An 18,329-nucleotide genomic window follows, 5' to 3' on the forward strand; every position below is an offset into this window, starting at 1 on the left:
GTGACGCAGTCTGTACATAACAATCTGGCCGCAGGGGCGAAACTGGACCTCGTGAAGCGATATGTGAAGCAGTTATTGTGGTAGTTTCCTCTTGAATGTGACCCATGCCATACAACGGCCGGCGTTCACTGAAGGGGCTTTGGGGGTACATCACCCCTGTGCCAATTCGTAGCTGACACCGGCCACAGCCGGGAACCGCGGAAGGACCAGCTTTGAGCTTTGCCACGATCCAGGGCAGCTGCCCCACATGCTGAAATATCTGTTGAAGCGGTCGGGAATCTACCTGATCATGATCTTCCTGACCACGAGCGCGGGATACTTCCTGGCAGTCTCAACGCTCAAGCCGGCCCTGCTTGAGCAGGAAAAAATTCCGCGGCCAACCCCTGAGCAAGTGGCTGCCTCCTTCAAGGGCCTCGGCCTGGATCCCAACGCGAATCCCTGGGAGCGCTACGTCGAGTGGCTCGGCGGCATCGTCACCCGCTGGGACTGGGGCCGCAGTCCGAACGGCGCCTTCGTGAACGCCGAATTCGCGGACCGCGTGCTGGTGTCAACCAGGCTGTTCATCGCCTCCATCATCCTCACGCTGATCATCGGCGTGGCCCTCGGGGTATATTCGGCGGCCCGGCAGTACAAGTACCAGGACCGCGTCATCACGTCCTACAGCTACCTGGTCCACATCCTCCCCGCACCCATTGCCTACTTCCTGGTCCAGTTGGGTGCCATCAGCCTCAATGAGGCTGCGGGGCAGCGCATCTTCTTCGTGACGGGAATATCGACGCCGGGAATCGACCCTGGGTGGCCGGCGTTCGTTGACCTTGTGGCCCACTACGCCGTGCCCACCTTCGCGATGACCATCTTCGGTTGGGCGGGCTACCAGATCGCCCAACGGCAATACCTGCTGGACAACGTCAACGCCGACTTCGTCCGCACTGCACGGGCCAAAGGGCTCACCCGCAACCAGGCCATCCGGAAGCACGCGCTCCGCGTCTCCTTCATCCCGGTAGCCCAGAGCATCGCCTTCACCATCCCGGCCATCTTCACCGGCGGTTTCTTCGCCGAAGCAATCTTCGCGTGGCCTGGCATTGGCCTGTGGAGCATCCAGTCCATCGGGCTCCAGGACGTCAACGTTGCAACGGCCACCTTGGCCTACGGTTCGGTGATCTTCGCGATCGGCGCCATCCTTGCCGATTTCGCCACCACGCTGGTCGATCCGCGAGTGAGGGTGCAGTAATGACCAACATCATTGATCCGATCGCGGAAATCGACGAGTCACGGGTCTCCGACCACGACGTAGTGATCGGGAAATCCCGCATCATCTTCCGGCGCTTCATGCGGAACAAGACCGCAGTGGCAGGCTTGCTGATCTTCCTTGGCCTGTTTTTGTTCTCCTTGCTGGGCGGTTTCCTGACCCCGTGGGACACGGTCACCATCGATCCCTTCAACATCGGCATGGGCCCGTCACCGGAGCACTTCTTCGGCACCACCCAGGCCGGCATCGACCTGATGGCCCTCATCGTGGACGGAACCAGGACATCGATCTTCATCGGCCTGATCGTCGGTGGGCTGTCTGTCCTGATCTCCGCGGTCTACGGCTGCACCATGGCGTTCTTCGGCGGCAAGGTGGACGCGACCATGCTGTTTATCCTTGAAGCCCTCATCATGATGCCCGCCATCCTGGTGGTCGCCGTGGCAACCAGCGGCAGTGGCGGGCTCAAGGACCTGCCCAGCTGGCTCCTGTTGATCATCGTGTTGCTCTTCTTCAGCTGGATGGGAACCGCCCGTCTGGTCCGGTCCCTGTCCATGTCCCTCATGCAGCGTGACTACGTGAAAGCTGCCAAGTACATGGGCGTCCCTTCACGCCGCATCGTATGGCGCCACCTGGTGCCCAACATCGGCTCGCTCTTGGTCCTGGACTTCACCCGCGGCATCACTGGCGCGGTCCTGGCCGAAGTTGCTTTCTCCTTCATCGGCATCGGCATCAAGTACCCGGACGTCAGCCTGGGTGTCCTGATCGGCCAGGCGACAGGCCAGGTGTCTTCCTTCCCCTGGATGTTCTGGGTTCCGCTGATCGTCATGTTCCTCCTCACGGGTTCGCTCGCCATGATGAACGACGGCCTGCGCGACGCCTTCGACCCCAGCTCCAGCTCCATCGGACGGGCGAAACGGAAAACACCCAAGACTGTGAAGGGGGCCAGCAAATGAGCACCAACATTTCCCACACTCCAGCCGAACGGCTCCGTGACGCCGGCCTGTACGCTCCGGGCGATGCCGTGCTGAGCGTCCGTGACCTCAACGTCCGCTTCAACTCCGAAAACGGCGTGGTCCACGCGGTCCGTGGAGTGGACTTCGACCTCATGCCAGGCAAAACCCTGGGCATCGTGGGCGAGTCCGGCTCGGGCAAGTCCGTCACTTCCATGGCCATCATGGGACTGCTCCCGGAAACCGCTGACATCACCGGCTCCGTTCGCTTCAAGGGCAAGGAACTACTTGGCCTCAGCGACAAGGCCATGTGCAAGCACCGTGGCAACGACATTGCCATGGTGTTCCAGGACCCGCTGTCTTCGCTGACCCCCGTTTTCACCGTGGGCAACCAGATCATCGAGGCGCTCACGGTGCACAACCCCACCATGAGCAAACAGGCCAAAGAAGCCCGCGCCGTCGAACTTTTGCGGATGGTGGGCATCCCGAGCCCGAAGGACCGGCTCAAGGCCTTCCCGCACGAGTTCTCCGGCGGCATGCGCCAGCGCGTGATGATCGCCATTGCGATCGCCAACGATCCGCGGGTACTCATCGCTGATGAACCCACGACGGCGCTGGACGTCACCATCCAGGCGCAGGTGCTGGAAGTCCTCCACACCGCGCAGGAGGAGACCGGTGCCGCCGTCGTCATGATCACGCACGACCTTGGCGTGGTGGCCGGCATGGCGGACGACATCATGGTCATGTACGCAGGCAAGCCCGTGGAATCCGGGACTGTGGAGGACATCTACTACAACCCCCGGATGCCGTACACGCTGGGTCTCCTCGGCGCTGTTCCCCGCGTTGATTCGTCCGAGAAGCAGTCGCTGGTTCCCATCGAGGGAACGCCGCCCAACCTGGCCCTGCCGGTGACCGGCTGTTCCTTCGCGCCGCGTTGCCCGCTCGCCAGCGATGCCTGCCTGGAAGGTGAACCGGACCTCTGGAAGGTGCCGTCTTCCCACGCAATGGGCTCGGACGGCCATCGCGCGGCCTGCATCAAGTCGGACAAGCTGTCTGGAGACGCGGACGCACACAAGATTTTCCACGCGCCACCGGTGCCGGTTTCAAAGTTCGACGGCGTTCCCCGCCTTGAGCGCCAAAAGGTACTGGAACTCAAGGACGTAAAGAAACACTTCCCGCTGCTCAAGGGTGCCTTGATCAAGCGGCGGATCGGCACGGTGAAGGCCGTGGACGGTCTGAGCTTCGATATCCGCGAGGGTGAGTGCGTCTCGATCGTCGGCGAATCGGGGTGCGGCAAGACCACCACGCTCCTGGAAATCATGGAATTCCACCCGGACCAGGTGGGTGAAGTGGTGATCGGCGGAGTCAGCAACAAGGCAGCCACGGACAATAAGACCAAGATGGCCATGCGCAAGGAAATGCAGATGGTCTTCCAGGACCCCACCGGAGCCCTGGACCCGCGCTTCACTGTTTTCGAGGTCCTGGCCGAGCCGCTGGAAAACCTGGGCATGCCCAAGGCCGCGGTCAAGAAGCGGATCATGGAACTCATGCGCCTGGTTGGGCTGCAGCCGGACCACGTGAACCGCTTCCCCAACCAGTTCTCCGGAGGGCAGCGTCAGCGCATCGGCATTGCCCGGGCGCTCGCGGTCAACCCGAAACTCGTGGTGCTGGACGAGCCCGTGTCCGCGCTGGACGTTTCCGTGCAGGCCGGAGTGATCAACCTGCTGGATAAGCTCAGAGCCGAACTCGGGCTGAGCTACCTCATGGTGGCCCACGATCTTTCCGTCGTCCGGCATATCTCCAACCGGGTGGCCGTGATGTACCTCGGGAAGATCGTGGAGACCGGAGACGTGGATGACGTGTTCGACAATCCACGCCATCCCTACACCCGTGCCCTGCTCTCGGCGATCCCCGTCCCGGATCCCGAGGTGGAGCGTACCCGTGAACGCATCATCCTGCAGGGAGACCTTCCCAGCCCGCTGGATGCGCCCAAGGGATGTAACTTCGCGACTCGTTGCCCGGTCTTTGCCGCGCTGCCTGCCGCGAAACAGGAGAAGTGCCTTAATCTGGAGCCGCCCCTGGCTTCGGAAGGGCAACAGGACTTCGCGTGCTTCTTCCCGGACGGAGAAATAGATGCCGACATGCTGGTGGTGCATGCCTGACGACACATGACTCATTTGAACCCTGTATTCAACTCGCAATCCAAGTCGTAAAACATGAAGGGCAAACCATGAAGAAGTACACGACGATCGGCGGCGTAGCACTCGCAGCAGCGCTGATGCTGACCGCCTGCGGCGGGGGAACGCCGTCGGGTCCGGCCTCCCAGAAGGCCGAAGAAGCGGGCGGTGACATCAGCAAGCTGATCAGCGTCAACGCCAAGGAAACCAAGGACCTGGACCAGGGTGGCACCGTCACCTTGGCAGTGGGCAGCATTGGCCCCGACTTCAACAACAACTCCAACGTGGGCAACAGCGCCGACAGCTCCGCGCTGCTGACGCCGGTCAACACGGCCGCCATCAGCAGCGGTGGCATCGGCGGTTGCTGGAAGCTCGACTACGACGGCAAGGCGACGCCCAACAAGGACTTCTGCGAGGACGTCAAGAGCGAAGTCAAGGATGGCAAGCAGACCATCACCATCAAGGTCAATGACAAGGCGACCTGGAACGATGGCACGCCCATCGACGTCAAGACCTTCCAAAACACGTGGAACATGCTCAAGGGCGAGGACAAATCCATCGACATCGTCACCGCGGGCAACTACGCCTTCGTTGATTCAATCAAGGCAGGTGCCAACGACAAGGAAGTCATCGTCACCACCACCCAGCCGGTCTACCCGCTGGAAAGCCTGTTCTTCGGCCTGATCCACCCCGCCATCAACACCGCGGATATCTTCAACAAGGGTTTCGCCGGGGAAATGCACCCTGAGTGGATGGCCGGCCCCTTCAAGGTGGACAAGTACGATGCCACGGCAAAGACCGTCACCATGGTCCCGAATGAGAAGTGGTGGGGCCAGAAGCCGGTCCTGGACAAGATCATCTGGCGCCAGATGGAACCCAGCGCCACCATCGCCGCCTTCAAGAACGGCGAAATCGACGCCACGAACGCCCGTACCCTGAACCGCTACAAGCAGCTCGAAGGCACCAAGGACGCCGACGTGCGTCGTGGCCAGCGCCTCTTCGCAGGTGGCCTGAACATCAACGCGCAGCGTCCGGCCCTGACCGACGTCGCCGTGCGTAAGGCGATCTTCACCGCCGTCGACCGCAAAGCCATCCGCGATGTCCGCTTCAACGGCCTGAACTGGTCCGAAGAGAGCTCGGGCTCCATGATGCTCATGCCGTTCTCCGAGTACTACCAGGACAACTACCCTGTGAAGGACTCTGGTGCTGACGCCGCCAAGAAAGTCCTGACCGACGCGGGTTACACCGCCAATGACAAGGGCATCATGGCCAAGGACGGTGTCCCGGTGGCCTTCAAGATCACCAACTTCGGCGACGACCCCACCACCGGTGCCACCTCGCAAACACTGATGGCCCAGCTCAAGGCTGCCGGCATGGACGTGACCATCGACCAGCGTGGTGACGCCGACTTCGGCAAGGTCCTGGGTACCCGCGACTTCGATCTCACGATCTCCGGCTACACAGTGGGCGCGGATGCTACCGACGCCGTGAAGCAGTTCTACGAATCCACCACCAACGAAAACGGCCTGGGTGATGCCGAACTGGACGCCGAAATCAAGCGCCTGGCAACCATCGCCGATGACACCGAGCGGAACAAGGCTGCTGTGGAGGTAGAGAAGAAGCACATGGAGAAGTACTTCTCCATGGGTACTGTGCTCAACGGCCCGGAGATCCAGTTCGTGCACACGGGCCTGGCCAACTACGGTCCGTCCCTGTTCAAGAGCAACTCCAACGTTCCCGACTGGACCACCATCGGCTGGGAAAAGGGCAAGAAGAAGGGCTAATCCTTCCGAAGCTCGACCGGTAGAAGGCCGGGATCTTCCGCAGCAGCGGAGGGTCCCGGCCTTCCCCTTCCCAGCCCTCTCTCACCGAACACCCCTTAAAGCCAATCCCTCTCTCACCGAACGCCCCCATAGGCCGGATGCTCCATCACCCGATGAGAGAGGGATGCCGGGAAAGGGCGGTTTGGTGAGAGAGGATCGGTAGCCTTGGGGCATGACTTCCTCGCCGATCCGTACCGCCGTTGCGGGCTTTGGCCTGTCCGGCAGTGTTTTCCACGCACCTTTCATCGCGGCCAACCCGGCCTACGTGCTCAGCGTCATTGCTACGTCGGACCCGGAGCGCCAGGCAAAGGCCCGCCAGCGGTATCCGCAGGCAAGGATCGTCAACACCCCGGAGGACATCCTGGCGCTCGCGGATCAATTGGACCTCATGGTGCTCGGCACACCGCCCGCAACCCATTTCCCGCTCGCGAAAGCTGCGCTGGAAGCCGGCCTCGACGTCGTCGTCGATAAACCGTTCGTTGTGCACAGCGCGCAAGGTGAGGAACTCATCCAGCTCGCCGCCAAAGAGGGCCGCGTCCTCACCGTTTACCAAAACCGCCGCTGGGACGGCGACTCGCTCACTGTCCAAAAACTGCTCGACGCCGGGACGCTGGGTACGGTGACCCGGTTCGAATCCGGCATGGAGCGCTGGGCGCCGTCGATCGCCAAAGCCTGGAAAGCCGGGGCCACGGTGGAGGAGGGCGGCGGAGTGTTGTTCGACCTCGGCTCACACGTCCTGGACCTGGCGCTCCGGTTCTTCGGGCCGGCGAAAGTCACGTATGCCGAGATCACGGTCAGGCGTGCCCAGGAACGTGCCGATGACGACATCTTCATTGCCCTCCGCCACGATTCCGGCGTGGTGAGCCACCTGACCCTCAACCTCAACAGCCACCTCCACGGTCCACGATTCCGCGTTCTCGGCACCGAGGGCGCGTACGCGAAGTTCGGCACCGATCCGCAGGAGCCGTTCCTCCTGGGCGGCGGGCTGCCCACGGACCCTGGGTACGGCGTCGAACGTCCCGAGGAGTACGGCACCCTCGAGGTCAACGGCGAACGGACCACCGTGCCCACCGAGCGCGGGGCCTACCCGGAGTTCTACCGCCTGCTTGCGGAAAAGATCGACGACGGCGGCACGGCCTCCGCGCTTCCGGTACCTGTGGATCCGGCCGGGTCGGTGGACGTGCTCAAGCTTATCGAGGAGGCACGGAGGATCGCGGTCTAGGCGATCTGGGCGCTGGCAACTACGGCGTAGATGGCCTTGATGTCGTCGCTGCCCTCCACGAAACGGCAACTGCCGGTCAACTGGACCACGTCAGCAGCCACGCCTTGGTGAACCACGGTCACGGCGGTGAACTGGGTCAGCGATCCCGCGTCCGGATGCGTGTAGCGGGCTTCCCGCACATGCCAGTCCCGTCCGTTGATGACCACTGGTTCGGTGCCAAGCAGGACGGCATCCGGGAGTGACGTGAGGAAACCGTCCACCGAGGCGGCGATGTCACGCAACTGGTAGTCGGGAGCCCGGCGGGACACGGAGATGACGATGTTGGGCGTGTACTCCCCGGGTGTTTCCGGGGCAAGGAGCGCTCCGACGGCGTCGGGAACCACCTGTGTACGCCATCCTTCGGGCGGATCGACGCTGATGGTGGGGTAAGCGGGGAAGTCAGCGGACGGGAAGATCTGGTGCGATGGCATGGGATCCTTCTGGGGTTGCGGGAAAGCTGGAGTGTTCGGGGCTACTTCTTCAGGAAATCAACAAAGCCGGAGACGGAATCCGCAAAGCCGGACGGGCTGATCCGCACTTCTGCGCCTGCGCCAAGGCCGAGTTCCGCGGTGATCTTGGCGCCAACGCCCAAGGTGAGTCCGTCCTCGTCCATGGAAGCCTTGACTGTGTAACCCTCGCCGACGCCGGCGGCTACTGTTCCCGACGTGGTGAGGCGCTGGCCCAGGAATTCCACGTACTGCGACTGGGTAGCTTCGGCGCCCGCTCCCGCGCTCGCAGCCGAGCCTGTGACGCCGTCGGCCTTGCTCTTGCCTACCTCCGCCTCGCCTGCACTGGCCCACGCACCGCCGCGGACTTCCAGGCCTTGTCCGAAGCCGAACAGTCCGCCTGCTACCTCGGTTTCATTCCCGAACGTGACCTTTTGTCCGGCGAAGGCCTCGGCTCCTCCGCCGAAGAGGAACGAGCTATTCCCAGCGTGGGCGCTGGCCTCGGCGCCGGTCATCGCGCGGACTGTGGATGTGTTGTTCACCCAGCCGTCCAGGAAGTCGGTCTTGGTGGTGGTGACGTTTTCTGCACCCACGAACACTTCACCGTTGGCTTTAATGGACGCGGGGTCGAATGGATTGAAGCCAAAGGGAACGCGTCCGGTGATACTGCCGTCACCCCGCGCGCCGATGAATGTCTCGTTGGTGGTACTTGTCGAGACCGGCCCAAGGTTGCTGTTGCTTGAGACCACAAAACGGGTGCCCGCTGAACCGTCGGCGGAGGCCCCGAACTCGAGTCCGTTGGGACCCATCGAACTGTGGGCCTCGCTCCTGCCCTCCACACCAACGGACCCCTCGGCGCCCAGATGGACGGGCCCGTAAGTTCCGAGGTCAACGGAGAAACCACGGATGTTGGAGTAACTGCTGCTGGTAACGAAGGCATCGCTGCGGGAAGCGAGTTCCTGCTCGGCCGCGTTACGGCGCAGTGCCTTGGCGCTGGTCCGCAAACAAGTGGCAGCGGCACCGAGCCGGCGGGCAAGGTCGCTGTTCCATTGGCTGCGGAAACGGTCGGCGTCGTTGCCGCGCCAATAATGGCCGTCCTGGACCAAGGAGGAGAGTTGGCGTTGGAGGTTGGTGATCTTCTCCGCGTCGGCATCCATCTGTTGCGAAAGACGCCGGAGGTCGCCAATGTCGGCACCAATCAAACCATTTCCCACAGCCGCATCCCCCTGCGTTTCGATATGTGTAGCCCGTCCTGGATGAAGGACAAGGCCGGGTTTGCCCTGAGCCTAGCCGCTGCCACTGGCCGCCCGCGATGGGCAGATCTCCCCGGACGGCGGGTGGTGCGAAAAAGAAATCTGCGGGAGTGCGTAACCTCGCCGGGGTCCACAGCGATGTAGGGGGTGTGCGGGCCACGTCCCGCACGCTGATCATCCGGCCGCGGCCCGTCCGCTGCCGGGGCAATCTCCCCAAACTTTTCGGAGGGTTTCATGTCCTTGTTCTCTGTCCTCGCCACCAGCAAAGTCGCCGCCGGCGTCCTGGCCGCCGGAGCCGTAGCCGCCGGTGGAACCGGTGTTGCCGCCGCCACTGGTGCGCTTCCGACCGATATCCAGCAGACCGCCCACAACCTGGTGGGTGCTCCTGCCCCTGTCGCGGACAAGGCAGCTGCCCAGGCCACGGACGCAACTGACGCTGCGGCAGGCAAGGTAACTGCCGCCGTCGAGACCGCAAAGGCCAAGGCTGAAGACGCGAAGGACGCCGGCCAGGCCAAGGCTGAAGACGCCGTCGCCAAGGCACAATCCGTAGCCGGTGACGCCATCCAGGCGACTCCCGAAGCATTCGGCCTGTGCACTGCCTTCCTCAACGGCGGCCTGCAGTCGGATTCCAAGGTTCCCGGTTACCAGTCCCTGGTTGTTGCCGCGGGCGGCGAAGCCAAGGTTGACGCGCACTGTGCAGCGGTAGTTGACGCGGGCAAGGCTGCCGGCCTGAAGGCTGACGTCAGCGCCAACGCTTCGGCAAACGCAGGTGGGGCCGCGGATGCCAAGCTCCCGGCGGTTCCGGCTGTGCCAGCCATCCCGGCGACGCCTGATGTCCCGGCTGTTCCGGCCGTTCCTGCCGTGCCAGCGCAGGTTCCCACCCACGTGCCGGCAGCCCCCGGCGCAGCACTCGATTCTGTCCGCTAAGCACCTGGCGGCTACGGTTTAAGAGCGGGGGCTCCTCGGTTTGTACCAGGAGCCCTCGCTACGAAACGGACGGCAGCGTCGGCGGTTCCACGGGCCCCGGGACGTCGCTGCGCTGCGCTGGATGGAGGCATCCGCGGGTGCTGAACCCTTTGGTTGAAGAGAATGTGCAGGCGGATCAGGACGATCCCGCCCTGCTCTTCACGGCTGCCTACAATGCCTTCTCCGGGCCGGTCTTCGGCTACCTCCGCGCACGCGGCGTGGATGATCCCGAAGCTGTGACTCAGGATGTCTTCCTGGCCCTCTACCCCAAGCTCGCCACCCTGCACGGAGGGCTGCAAGGGGCCAAGACACTGTTGTTCTCCATCGCCCACGCGCGGATGGTGGACCACTACCGGAAACGGGAACGCACCCCCGAGCCAACTCCGTATGAGGCGGACCTGGACAGCCGGAGCGCACCTTCCGCCGAGGACCAGGCTGTTGGCGCCCTGGGGGTCACCGAACTCATGGAGGACCTGGCCGACGATTACCGCGAGGTCCTGGCCCTGCGCGTGGTCGCGGACCTCTCCGTGGAAGAAACAGCGGACATCATGGGCAAATCCCAAGGTGCCGTCAAACAGTTGCAACGCAGGGCACTGAATGCTCTGCGAAAGAAGGCTTTGGGGAAGCGCGCTTTGCAAAGGAATGGCACATCATGAGCGAACACAACCCGCGGCGCCGGGCGGAATCCGCCGTCGATCGCCTGCTGGCCGACTCCGGGTTCCCGCACGGCAGCGATGTCCGCGACGAACTCCTGGAGCTTCGCTCGCTCGCAGCCACCTCGCCCCTGCCCTCGGATGCCGTGCGGGCACTGATGGTTGGCGACGCACCCACCGCCAGGATCACGACGGCGGAAGGCGCCTCCGCGGTGAAAGAACTGCCGACGGCGGTACTCACCACGGTCGGCTCCACGCCCGGGCTGCCCGCCGACGAAACGCCTGCCAGTGCCGCAGCACCAACCACCGCTGAAGCACCCGCCACTGCGCTGCCAGTGAAAGACGAACTGGCCGCCCGCCGTCGTAAGCGCCGGGCTGCCATCGCGGGACTTGCGGTGGCTGTCGCGCTGGGCGGTGGAGCAACCGCGGCCGCGGCCCAAGAAGGCGGCATCCCGGCAACCATCCAGCATCTCGGGGCGGCTGTAGGCTCGATGGTTTCGCAGTTCACGCCGGCCCCGGCCCCTGTGCAAAAGCATCCGGCAGTGCCGCCAACCTCCGGAGTCCAGCCGGCACCGGCTGCCCCTCAATCGACGGAGGGCGCCGTCCCCACGGAGCAGGGCAAGCCGGGCAAGTCTGGATCAACGCCTGCCCAGACGGGCAAGCTCCCGGCCGCTGAGGTGTCGCAGCCGCCGAAGGAACCGGAGAACGCAGGCAAGGTGCCGCTGCCAGCGCCGCCTGTCTCCCCACCGTCCCTCGGGGAGCCGTCGCTTCCCCCGAGCCTGGGGCCGTCCACCCTTCCGGAGACGTTGCCGTCGCACCTGATCCCGGAGGTCCCCAAAGCGCCGGGTGGCCCTACGAAATGATGGGTGGCGCCTGGTGCTTTAAGGTCTGCGCGAGTGTGTAGCGTTTGAGGTACCTTCACCGGGCACTTTTACGGGCGGGGTATACGGGAATTCTGGCTCCGCGGAATTCCGTGAGTCTTACTGAATGAGATTGAGCGTCAACGGTAGCCGGTTAGGGACCGGCTTACGGGCGCGTCACAAGTGGAGGATTTCACGTACTATGCCCCGTTGCCTGCGTTGTTGGTAGGTTTGCGACCAGATGCTTGATGGGTCTAGGACGAAAGATGGTGCTCACGCATGGAACCAGGTCCCCAGAACCTGCTGGAGCTGAGACGGGCGGGGGACGCGAAGCCCTCTGGGTTCCTTGACCTAGTTGCCCCTCAAGTCGGTGGCGGGACATTTAGTCCAGAAGATCTGTCACAAATCGATGCACATCCTGATGCAACTACCCTTCGAATCAGTGGGCTAAGCCAACCCGCATTTGAGCGTTTGGTCTCCAGCTACGGGAACCAGTTCACAGCAATTGAATTTTGGAAGTGCCCCCGGATTGAAGATCTCACCCCTATCGAGGATTTGTCAGAGCTCCGAATGGTCTCGTTCTACTGGAACCAGCGGTGCACTCACCTATGGGACCTTTCTCGCACGCCGCTTCTGACTGCGCTACGTGTTGAGGATTTCAACCGTCTCCATCGGCTGGACGACCTTGTGGCGGGGCATGAACTGAAAGAACTCATCCTTGGCGACGCGGTGTGGGACAAGACCACTTTTGAGACGCTGGAGCCCTTAGCAGAGTTGACTGGATTGCGGAGACTAAGCCTGCTTCCGAAACGCATCGGCGACGGACGGATCCAGCCGCTCGGGAAGCTCACCAACCTTGCAAATCTACGGATACCCTTCAACATGTTCACGACAGAACAGATCGCGTGGCTCCGAGCCCGGCTTCCGGAAACGACGAAATCAGAAGCACTGAACGCCCTCCTCCCATTAGAGAAACCCTTTGACATCGACGGTAGGTCCCTCGATGTTCTTCTGATCGGGAAACGTAAGCCATGGCTGAACTCCGAACAGAACGCGGCACGAATAGCCAAGCATGTATCCAAATTCCAGGACCTAGTAGCCGAATTTCGAAGTGACCCAACTCTTGACCCTTAAGCGATCCTCCGACGGCACGCAATCGCCAACGAGGTCGACCTCTCTATCGATTGTGCCGTCGGAGGATCCCTTTACCGGGCACCGCTTCTACTGCTGAACGAGTGTCGATGCAGAGTCGATTGCGGACTCAACCGCCTCGCGGTGTGCGTCGGTTGAGTGTTCAAGAAGTGACTGGATCGCGTGGACCAGGGCTACGAGCTCGTGCGTTCGGAGCGTTGTGAAGCGTCTCATCGAAGTGGCGAGCGATTCAGTGACGAGGACACCTACCTGATCTCCGTAGGCACCCGCGTGAGACCCGTGAGGAGCCGCGTAGCTTCCTCCGATAGAGATGTCCCCCAAGAGGGTCAGCAAGGGTACGCGGATCGAGTCTGGGACATCACCAGCGGCAACTGCTGCGATAAAGGGAACTGTATGGGCGGTTGCTTCATAGACCGTGCCCTGGTGGCAGACGTTGGAGTAGAGCCCATCACCGATTGCGAATGAAGGGTCGACTCGAAGCAACGCCAATGATCGTGCTACGTCGCCGGCAATGCTAATTGACGTGTTGGAGCCATCCAGGGAAACGATGCCTTTTCCGTACGCGTGCTGCAGTTGGCTCCAGTCGACGTGGTCGAGTTCGTCCAAGGCATCGAGGCCTGTCGATTTCGGTTGATACACAGCATCCATACAACTGAGAGTAACCAGACGAACGCAGAAGGATCCTCTAACGGCACGGCCGGTTTGGGTGTGGAAAGAGGCTAGAGTCGCTTCAAAGCGAGTAGTTCTCGATGATCGGATGCACGAGCAATGAATTGGTCTTTCAATATTGGTGATCCGGAAGCGATCTTCAAAGAGCCGCCTGAGGAAGTCGCAGCGCCGGTCAAAGCTGCCGCTGACGCGTTCGCCCAAGCATCGCGGACAGCCAAGCAGGCCGCCGATGACCTTACCGAGTCGGTACGTACCGCGGCCGCTGCGGGATATGGGCACTCATGGATTGGCGAGCACTCGGGATTGGCAGCTTCCGACGTTGAGCGAATCATAGCCGGGGAGAACCTCTATTGAGGTTTAACACTGCCTTCCTCCAGTCGCTTAGAGGTTTCTGCTTCTGTGCCGTAAGAGAATCCTCCACGGCACACAATCGACCGAGAGGTCGACCTCTGCTATTCAATGGAGTCAGCTTCTGAAACGACAAATCCTCAGCCTGCCGCCTGTGGGGTGGAGCGAACGGATGGCCCATACACTCGGACGCACACAGGGAAGGTCCTTAAAGTTCTCTCGTAGGATCGCCCAACGGTCCATTGCCTATACGCGCTGGCGAGGGTTCATCTCCCAGCGATGCGGGGTCTGAACCAAATTCGGCTGAGGATTGGTGCCATAGGTGAATTTCTGAGTTTGGCGCGGTTTCAGATGGCCTCGGTTTGACCTGCATACTTGTCGGATGAGCGGACGCATATTGTCAGGATTCAAGAAGAAGCGAGCACCCCGCCAGGTCTGGAGCGAGTGGCAGGCGGCCAACGAGGCAAACGATGCTGAGAGCGCCGAAAGGTTCGCTTCTGAGCTTATCGACGTCGCTCCGGAAGTCTTCTTCAGTTGGTTCGAGGCAGGTTTGTTGTCGAAGGCCCGGCGGAAGTGGGCCGAAAGCGCCGAACGGAATCGGCGTGCACTGGCATTGTTCACCGAAACGGAAGCAGCTGAGTTCGGTGGCGCCAGCCCGGCTGCCTGGAATCTGGGAATCGCCGCTACCGCTTTGGGGGATTGGGCTACGGCCAGGGCGGCGTGGGCAGCGTACGGTTTGGCAGGGTTCGACAACGAGACCGGCCCCATCGACGACAACTATGGGGTTACGCCGGTGCGGATCAATCCGGACCGGGCAAGCCTTCCACACCAGCTTCTGCCCGTTGTCGGCGAGACCGAGGTGGTTTGGTGTCGGCGGAGGAGCCCGGCCCACGCTGTGATCACGAGTGTGCCGATGCCCGAATCGGGCCACAGGTTCAGGGACATTCTCCTCCATGATGGTGAACCCCAAGGGACCCGTTTGAATGAGGGGCGCGAGGTGTCGGTGTTCAATGAGCTCGAGCGGCTCGAAGCGTCCGAGATTCCCACTTGGCAGGCTCAGATCACCGGCGCAGGACGGGATGACCTTCAGGTACTGGCGGATACGCTTGGGCGCCGGGGACTCGGCCTGGACGAGTGGTCAGGAATTCGTATGATGTGTTCGGACTGCTCTCACGGTTTGCTGCAGGAAGGACACAACCACGAGGCACCGGCGGCGGATGCAACCGTTCTGGGCTTGGCGGGGCACGAATCGGATCTGGAACAAGCTTTGGATGAGTGGCGGAAGTCCAGATCGGCGGTTGATGTCGTCAGCCTCGAACTGCTGTGGTGAATTGAGCCCACGACTCATCGATCGGCAAGTCTTTCCAGGAACCTGGCAGGCGGTTCCGGGGTTGGAAGGGTCTTCGGGGATGACCACTCAAACGATGCCGTGATCGTCCTGCCGGGTCGTGGCAGCCAGGACCCCGATCGGTTCGCCGAGGGTGATGGCTATATCCCGGGCGTAGCCCTCGACGGTGCCATCCGCTGAGTCGGACGTGAACTCAAATCAAATCGGTGTCCCTGAATCGTGGTTGGGTCGATGGTACGTCCGTACACCACGCAGGCGGCCGGTCCGTCCTCCCAGATGCCGATGATCTTGGCACCTCAAGCCAACAGACGCGAAGCCACCTATGAGCTCCCACAACTGCCACGCCCTTTGAATGAGCCGTGGCTCTTTCGCCACCGCCGATGGACCAGTCTGCCCAGGAAGCTGGATCGACTCACTTTCGTGTCCGGTTCTCTTCCGAATGTCAGCGCTAATCGAAAAAGTGAGCCATTTCGTGGGCCGTCACAATGGCGCACTTTTTCGACCGTCACCGACACCGAACGCACGGCCGGGAGACAGCACAGGCCGGCATCTGCCTGAAGAGAACCGAAAAGCAATACAGTTTCACTCATGGCAATTTGGGACCTGGCTGCCGAGCTGAATCATCCGCTGGACTTTCTCTTGATCCAAAACGGCTTCATCAGTCTTTTCCATCAGCAAGCGATCCTCGACGAAACAACGTCATGGCTGAGAAACCACCACTACAAGGTCGCTAAGGTTGACGCCGCTGCCTGGCAATCTCAGGCTGACCTCCACCAAGACCTTGGCCGGGCTCTAGATTTCCCTGACTACTACGGCTCCAACCTGGATGCTCTCAACGATTGCCTTGGCGATGTAGCCGTTCAAGCTTATGGATGGACGGCAGCCGATGCCGGGCTAGTTCTCGTGATTGACAGGCTTGAAGCCTTCGTGGGCAAGGACGCGTCAACAGCCCATCACCTCTTAGACATCTTCGCGAGGCAGGCAACTTATGCCGCGCTATTTGGCCATCGCATGATGTGTCTGGTTAGAACCGGGGATCCGCATCTGGAACTCCCTCCGGTTGGCGGCCTTTCTGTTGCTTGGAACCACCGTGAATTCCTCAGCGCCCGGTGAAGGATCCTGCACTGGGACGGTGGAGCGGTGTCTCCACCGAGTGACTGCGTAGGCAGTTGGTCCCCTGATCAGATCGCTGGGAATCTCGTTTCTACCAAGTGACGACTCCATATCTGATGTTCAACGGATCCAAGGATAGAGTCATGGTACTCAGCGCGCCACATATTCTCATCACAGCTCTCGATATAAGCGCACCCAGCTGCGAAAGGAGCACCATCAAAACTCTACGGGCGACGAAACGGCTACTCACCGAGCTACCCCAACCAGCCAGAACCTTTCAGAGGTGCTTCTTCGGCTTCTTCCTGGGAACCTTCCTTCTCTTGGTGATAACCAACCAAAAGTGGTTTGCCCTCGGCATAAGCGCAGCCGGTTTCTTTTTGGTTCTGTTCGGGCTGCAGGTGTTCCGGGACAGCAATGAAACCGCCAGCACCTGGTCAAAGATCTACAAAGAGAGCCGTGAAATCAGCCCAGAAAGCTTCACGTTCGCTGACGTACCGACGATAAAGGGCATGGGGTTCATGTACATGCTCATGGGTGTGTTCTTCGCAGCCGTAGGCGTTGGCCTGGCTGCAACCTAACCGAGCAGGGACTCGGTGGTGTCCGGTAAGGATCCCCCGACCGAACGCAAGACGGCTTTTATGTACGTAGGAGTGTGTCGTGGACCGAAACGTGCTGGCCGACCCGCACGATCAATTCGCCTGCCATTCCTTCCCAGCGGGACCAGACGTGGAACTCAATGACGCCGCGCTTGTCTCGGACACTGATCTTCACCGGGGTCTCTCGTTCAAGAACAAGGCGCTCGTCGTCACCGTTGAGCCAGCGGATGCTCGCTGACCCAGCGTTCTCGTCCCAGGTAAGCGTTACGGTGTTGCCGTCGTTCGCCCACGCCATCAGGGAGACCACCCCAGGCTGATCAGGCGTCTCGACCACAACCCCGATATCGCTCAGGTCTTCAAGCCTTGGAACTTCCAGCTGCGCGCTCATAACCACATGCTGCCATACCAGCCCGCCACAAGGATCGGTGCCAGCTGCACGCTGAAGGATCCTTTTTCGAACGCGATCGTCATTACGTCCTGCTTACCTCAGGGTGCTCCGGCCGCAAGTCTAAGAATCGGCTGGTTGCACAATAATGAGGTCATGAATCAAGTGATCATCGGTCGTCAAGGCGAGCTTCACTTCCGTGCTGAACCGACAGAACGCAATCCTGACGGTACGTCTGATTACCTTGAAGTCACGGCCAGCCTCGAAGGACTGCGAGCCAGCAAACGAGTCTACGACTTCGACAGGTGGTCATCGCTACTTTCCTATTTCGAGGAACTCGAACACAACTGGCGGGGCTGGGACGGCTACAAGACGTTCGACGCTCTGGAGGGAGACTTCCGGCTCTCTGAGAAGCATGATGGGCACGTGCGAGTCTCCTTCGAGCTGGAGGACTCCAACCCTCCGAATCCGTGGGCCGCCAAGGGCCAGATCGTTCTTGATCCCGGCGGAGAACTGACAGCCGCGGTGGAAGCGCTTCGGGCTTTAGCGTCCGTCCGGTTAAGGATCCTCTTACGGACGTCGGACTTTGTTTCCGCGGGTCGTGAACTGGACCTGGATGTGCCTGAGTTCAGCGCGCGGAAGGACTGCCGTCACGACGCCGCCGGTTGTCAGTTGGGCTCCGATGCCGTACACGAACGGGTCCGTGTCGACCTCTGCACCGGGCACGCTGATGCCGTTGATGACGGTCCTGACGTGGCTATTGACCATCCGGCCAGTTATCGGGGTTGGGTGGTGGTCCCAGGGGTTGCTTCCCGGCCAGAGCTCTTGCCGGTACTGGTTCATGAGGATGTGGTTGATGTGATCAGCCAGAAGGCGATGAACCGATGAGTGCTCGGATGGAGCGCGGTGCCAGGTGGTTCGCACGGCGTCCCATAGGTGCGGGTAGCGCAGCCGTTCCACCTGCTCGATCAGCCACGGGGGCGCGGCCAAGGCGGAACTTCCTCAATCGATCTGCGAGTCTTCTCGTCGAGGTCTGCGAGGTTTACCGGATCTTCGTGATTATCCGGGTTTCGCCATAGC

Annotated in this window: 18 protein-coding genes; 14 read left to right on the top strand and 4 right to left on the bottom strand. The window is 61.6% G+C overall.

The window, feature by feature from the left end; translation table 11 throughout:
• Positions 1-247 precede the first annotated feature (247 nt).
• From ACH488_RS12450 to ACH488_RS12470, 5 genes are all read left to right on the top strand, one after another.
• Positions 248-1,231, top strand: a complete 984-nt coding sequence (locus ACH488_RS12450) for an ABC transporter permease (protein ID WP_397324555.1) — start codon at positions 248-250, stop codon at positions 1,229-1,231.
• Positions 1,231-2,202 carry an ABC transporter permease gene (locus ACH488_RS12455; RefSeq protein WP_397324556.1) on the top strand — a complete coding sequence of 324 codons (972 nt, stop codon included), beginning with the start codon at positions 1,231-1,233 and terminating at the stop codon, positions 2,200-2,202. The genes ACH488_RS12450 and ACH488_RS12455 overlap by 1 nt, the downstream gene beginning before the upstream one ends.
• Positions 2,199-4,361, top strand: a complete 2,163-nt coding sequence (locus ACH488_RS12460) for a dipeptide ABC transporter ATP-binding protein (RefSeq protein WP_397324558.1) — start codon at positions 2,199-2,201, stop codon at positions 4,359-4,361. The genes ACH488_RS12455 and ACH488_RS12460 overlap by 4 nt, the downstream gene beginning before the upstream one ends.
• A gap of 68 nt (positions 4,362-4,429) precedes the next feature.
• A complete protein-coding gene (locus tag ACH488_RS12465; protein WP_397324560.1) occupies positions 4,430-6,160 on the top strand; it encodes an ABC transporter family substrate-binding protein in 1,731 nt (576 codons plus the stop codon).
• A gap of 211 nt (positions 6,161-6,371) precedes the next feature.
• Positions 6,372-7,421, top strand: coding sequence for a Gfo/Idh/MocA family oxidoreductase (locus tag ACH488_RS12470; protein WP_397324561.1), 1,050 nt, complete (start codon positions 6,372-6,374; stop codon positions 7,419-7,421).
• Here the strand turns inward: ACH488_RS12470 and ACH488_RS12475 are convergent.
• On the bottom strand, positions 7,418-7,891 hold the full coding sequence (locus ACH488_RS12475; protein WP_397324562.1) for a hypothetical protein: 474 nt from the start codon (positions 7,889-7,891) through the stop codon (positions 7,418-7,420). The two genes, ACH488_RS12470 and ACH488_RS12475, sit on opposite strands and share 4 nt — an antisense overlap.
• Positions 7,892-7,932: 41 nt before the next feature.
• Complete coding sequence (locus ACH488_RS12480) at positions 7,933-9,120, bottom strand: WXG100 family type VII secretion target (protein WP_397324564.1); 1,188 nt, start codon at positions 9,118-9,120, stop codon at positions 7,933-7,935.
• A 273-nt stretch (positions 9,121-9,393) separates the two neighbouring features.
• Between ACH488_RS12480 and ACH488_RS12485 the strand changes: the two genes are divergently transcribed.
• From ACH488_RS12485 to ACH488_RS12500, 4 genes are all read left to right on the top strand, one after another.
• Positions 9,394-10,086 carry a hypothetical protein gene (locus ACH488_RS12485; protein ID WP_397324566.1) on the top strand — a complete coding sequence of 231 codons (693 nt, stop codon included), beginning with the start codon at positions 9,394-9,396 and terminating at the stop codon, positions 10,084-10,086.
• Positions 10,087-10,223: 137 nt separating this feature from the next.
• Complete coding sequence (locus tag ACH488_RS12490; RefSeq protein WP_397324567.1) at positions 10,224-10,781, top strand: RNA polymerase sigma factor; 558 nt, start codon at positions 10,224-10,226, stop codon at positions 10,779-10,781.
• Positions 10,778-11,641 carry a hypothetical protein gene (locus ACH488_RS12495; RefSeq protein WP_397324568.1) on the top strand — a complete coding sequence of 288 codons (864 nt, stop codon included), beginning with the start codon at positions 10,778-10,780 and terminating at the stop codon, positions 11,639-11,641. Before ACH488_RS12490 ends, ACH488_RS12495 begins: the two co-directional genes overlap by 4 nt.
• Before the next feature lie 276 nt (positions 11,642-11,917).
• Positions 11,918-12,772, top strand: coding sequence for a hypothetical protein (locus ACH488_RS12500; RefSeq protein WP_397324569.1), 855 nt, complete (start codon positions 11,918-11,920; stop codon positions 12,770-12,772).
• A gap of 87 nt (positions 12,773-12,859) precedes the next feature.
• Here the strand turns inward: ACH488_RS12500 and ACH488_RS12505 are convergent, their stop codons facing one another.
• The gene (locus ACH488_RS12505; RefSeq protein ID WP_397324570.1) at positions 12,860-13,438 is read right to left on the bottom strand and encodes a hypothetical protein; all 579 of its coding nucleotides are present in this window, start codon (positions 13,436-13,438) and stop codon (positions 12,860-12,862) included.
• Between the two features lie 120 nt (positions 13,439-13,558).
• Between ACH488_RS12505 and ACH488_RS12510 the strand changes: the two genes are divergently transcribed.
• The 4 genes from ACH488_RS12510 to ACH488_RS12525 all read left to right on the top strand — a co-directional run bounded on the left by ACH488_RS12510 (position 13,559) and on the right by ACH488_RS12525 (position 16,846).
• Positions 13,559-13,813, top strand: coding sequence for a hypothetical protein (locus ACH488_RS12510; RefSeq protein WP_397324572.1), 255 nt, complete (start codon positions 13,559-13,561; stop codon positions 13,811-13,813).
• Between the two features lie 376 nt (positions 13,814-14,189).
• Complete coding sequence (locus ACH488_RS12515) at positions 14,190-15,137, top strand: tetratricopeptide repeat protein (RefSeq protein ID WP_397324574.1); 948 nt, start codon at positions 14,190-14,192, stop codon at positions 15,135-15,137.
• A gap of 606 nt (positions 15,138-15,743) precedes the next feature.
• Complete coding sequence (locus ACH488_RS12520; protein ID WP_397324575.1) at positions 15,744-16,268, top strand: barstar family protein; 525 nt, start codon at positions 15,744-15,746, stop codon at positions 16,266-16,268.
• Positions 16,269-16,411: 143 nt separating this feature from the next.
• Positions 16,412-16,846: a hypothetical protein gene (locus ACH488_RS12525; RefSeq protein ID WP_397324576.1), complete on the top strand. Its 435-nt coding sequence runs from the start codon at positions 16,412-16,414 to the stop codon at positions 16,844-16,846.
• A 58-nt stretch (positions 16,847-16,904) separates the two neighbouring features.
• Here ACH488_RS12525 and ACH488_RS12530 read toward each other — a convergent pair whose 3' ends face one another.
• On the bottom strand, positions 16,905-17,252 hold the full coding sequence (locus tag ACH488_RS12530; protein ID WP_397324577.1) for a hypothetical protein: 348 nt from the start codon (positions 17,250-17,252) through the stop codon (positions 16,905-16,907).
• Between the two features lie 153 nt (positions 17,253-17,405).
• On the opposite strand from ACH488_RS12530, the gene ACH488_RS12535 reads away from it, so the two are divergent.
• Positions 17,406-18,137: a DUF6228 family protein gene (locus ACH488_RS12535; protein WP_397324578.1), complete on the top strand. Its 732-nt coding sequence runs from the start codon at positions 17,406-17,408 to the stop codon at positions 18,135-18,137.
• Positions 18,138-18,329: the final 192 nt, after the last annotated feature.

This window comes from Paenarthrobacter sp. NPDC018779, from assembly GCF_044391085.1.
Classification (GTDB): Bacteria; Actinomycetota; Actinomycetes; order Actinomycetales; family Micrococcaceae; genus Arthrobacter.

Excerpts from the sequence above, each read along its gene's own strand:
- ACH488_RS12450 (WP_397324555.1), top strand. The coding sequence starts at position 248 with ATGCTGAAATATCTGTTGAAGCGGTCGGGAATCTACCTGATCATGATC.
- ACH488_RS12455 (WP_397324556.1), top strand. The coding sequence starts at position 1,231 with ATGACCAACATCATTGATCCGATCGCGGAAATCGACGAGTCACGGGTC.
- ACH488_RS12460 (WP_397324558.1), top strand. The coding sequence starts at position 2,199 with ATGAGCACCAACATTTCCCACACTCCAGCCGAACGGCTCCGTGACGCC.
- ACH488_RS12465 (WP_397324560.1), top strand. The coding sequence starts at position 4,430 with ATGAAGAAGTACACGACGATCGGCGGCGTAGCACTCGCAGCAGCGCTG.
- ACH488_RS12470 (WP_397324561.1), top strand. The coding sequence starts at position 6,372 with ATGACTTCCTCGCCGATCCGTACCGCCGTTGCGGGCTTTGGCCTGTCC.
- ACH488_RS12475 (WP_397324562.1), bottom strand. The coding sequence starts at position 7,891 with ATGCCATCGCACCAGATCTTCCCGTCCGCTGACTTCCCCGCTTACCCC.
- ACH488_RS12485 (WP_397324566.1), top strand. The coding sequence starts at position 9,394 with ATGTCCTTGTTCTCTGTCCTCGCCACCAGCAAAGTCGCCGCCGGCGTC.
- ACH488_RS12495 (WP_397324568.1), top strand. The coding sequence starts at position 10,778 with ATGAGCGAACACAACCCGCGGCGCCGGGCGGAATCCGCCGTCGATCGC.
- ACH488_RS12500 (WP_397324569.1), top strand. The coding sequence starts at position 11,918 with ATGGAACCAGGTCCCCAGAACCTGCTGGAGCTGAGACGGGCGGGGGAC.
- ACH488_RS12505 (WP_397324570.1), bottom strand. The coding sequence starts at position 13,438 with ATGGATGCTGTGTATCAACCGAAATCGACAGGCCTCGATGCCTTGGAC.
- ACH488_RS12510 (WP_397324572.1), top strand. The coding sequence starts at position 13,559 with ATGAATTGGTCTTTCAATATTGGTGATCCGGAAGCGATCTTCAAAGAG.
- ACH488_RS12515 (WP_397324574.1), top strand. The coding sequence starts at position 14,190 with ATGAGCGGACGCATATTGTCAGGATTCAAGAAGAAGCGAGCACCCCGC.
- ACH488_RS12520 (WP_397324575.1), top strand. The coding sequence starts at position 15,744 with ATGGCAATTTGGGACCTGGCTGCCGAGCTGAATCATCCGCTGGACTTT.
- ACH488_RS12525 (WP_397324576.1), top strand. The coding sequence starts at position 16,412 with ATGGTACTCAGCGCGCCACATATTCTCATCACAGCTCTCGATATAAGC.
- ACH488_RS12530 (WP_397324577.1), bottom strand. The coding sequence starts at position 17,252 with ATGAGCGCGCAGCTGGAAGTTCCAAGGCTTGAAGACCTGAGCGATATC.
- ACH488_RS12535 (WP_397324578.1), top strand. The coding sequence starts at position 17,406 with ATGAATCAAGTGATCATCGGTCGTCAAGGCGAGCTTCACTTCCGTGCT.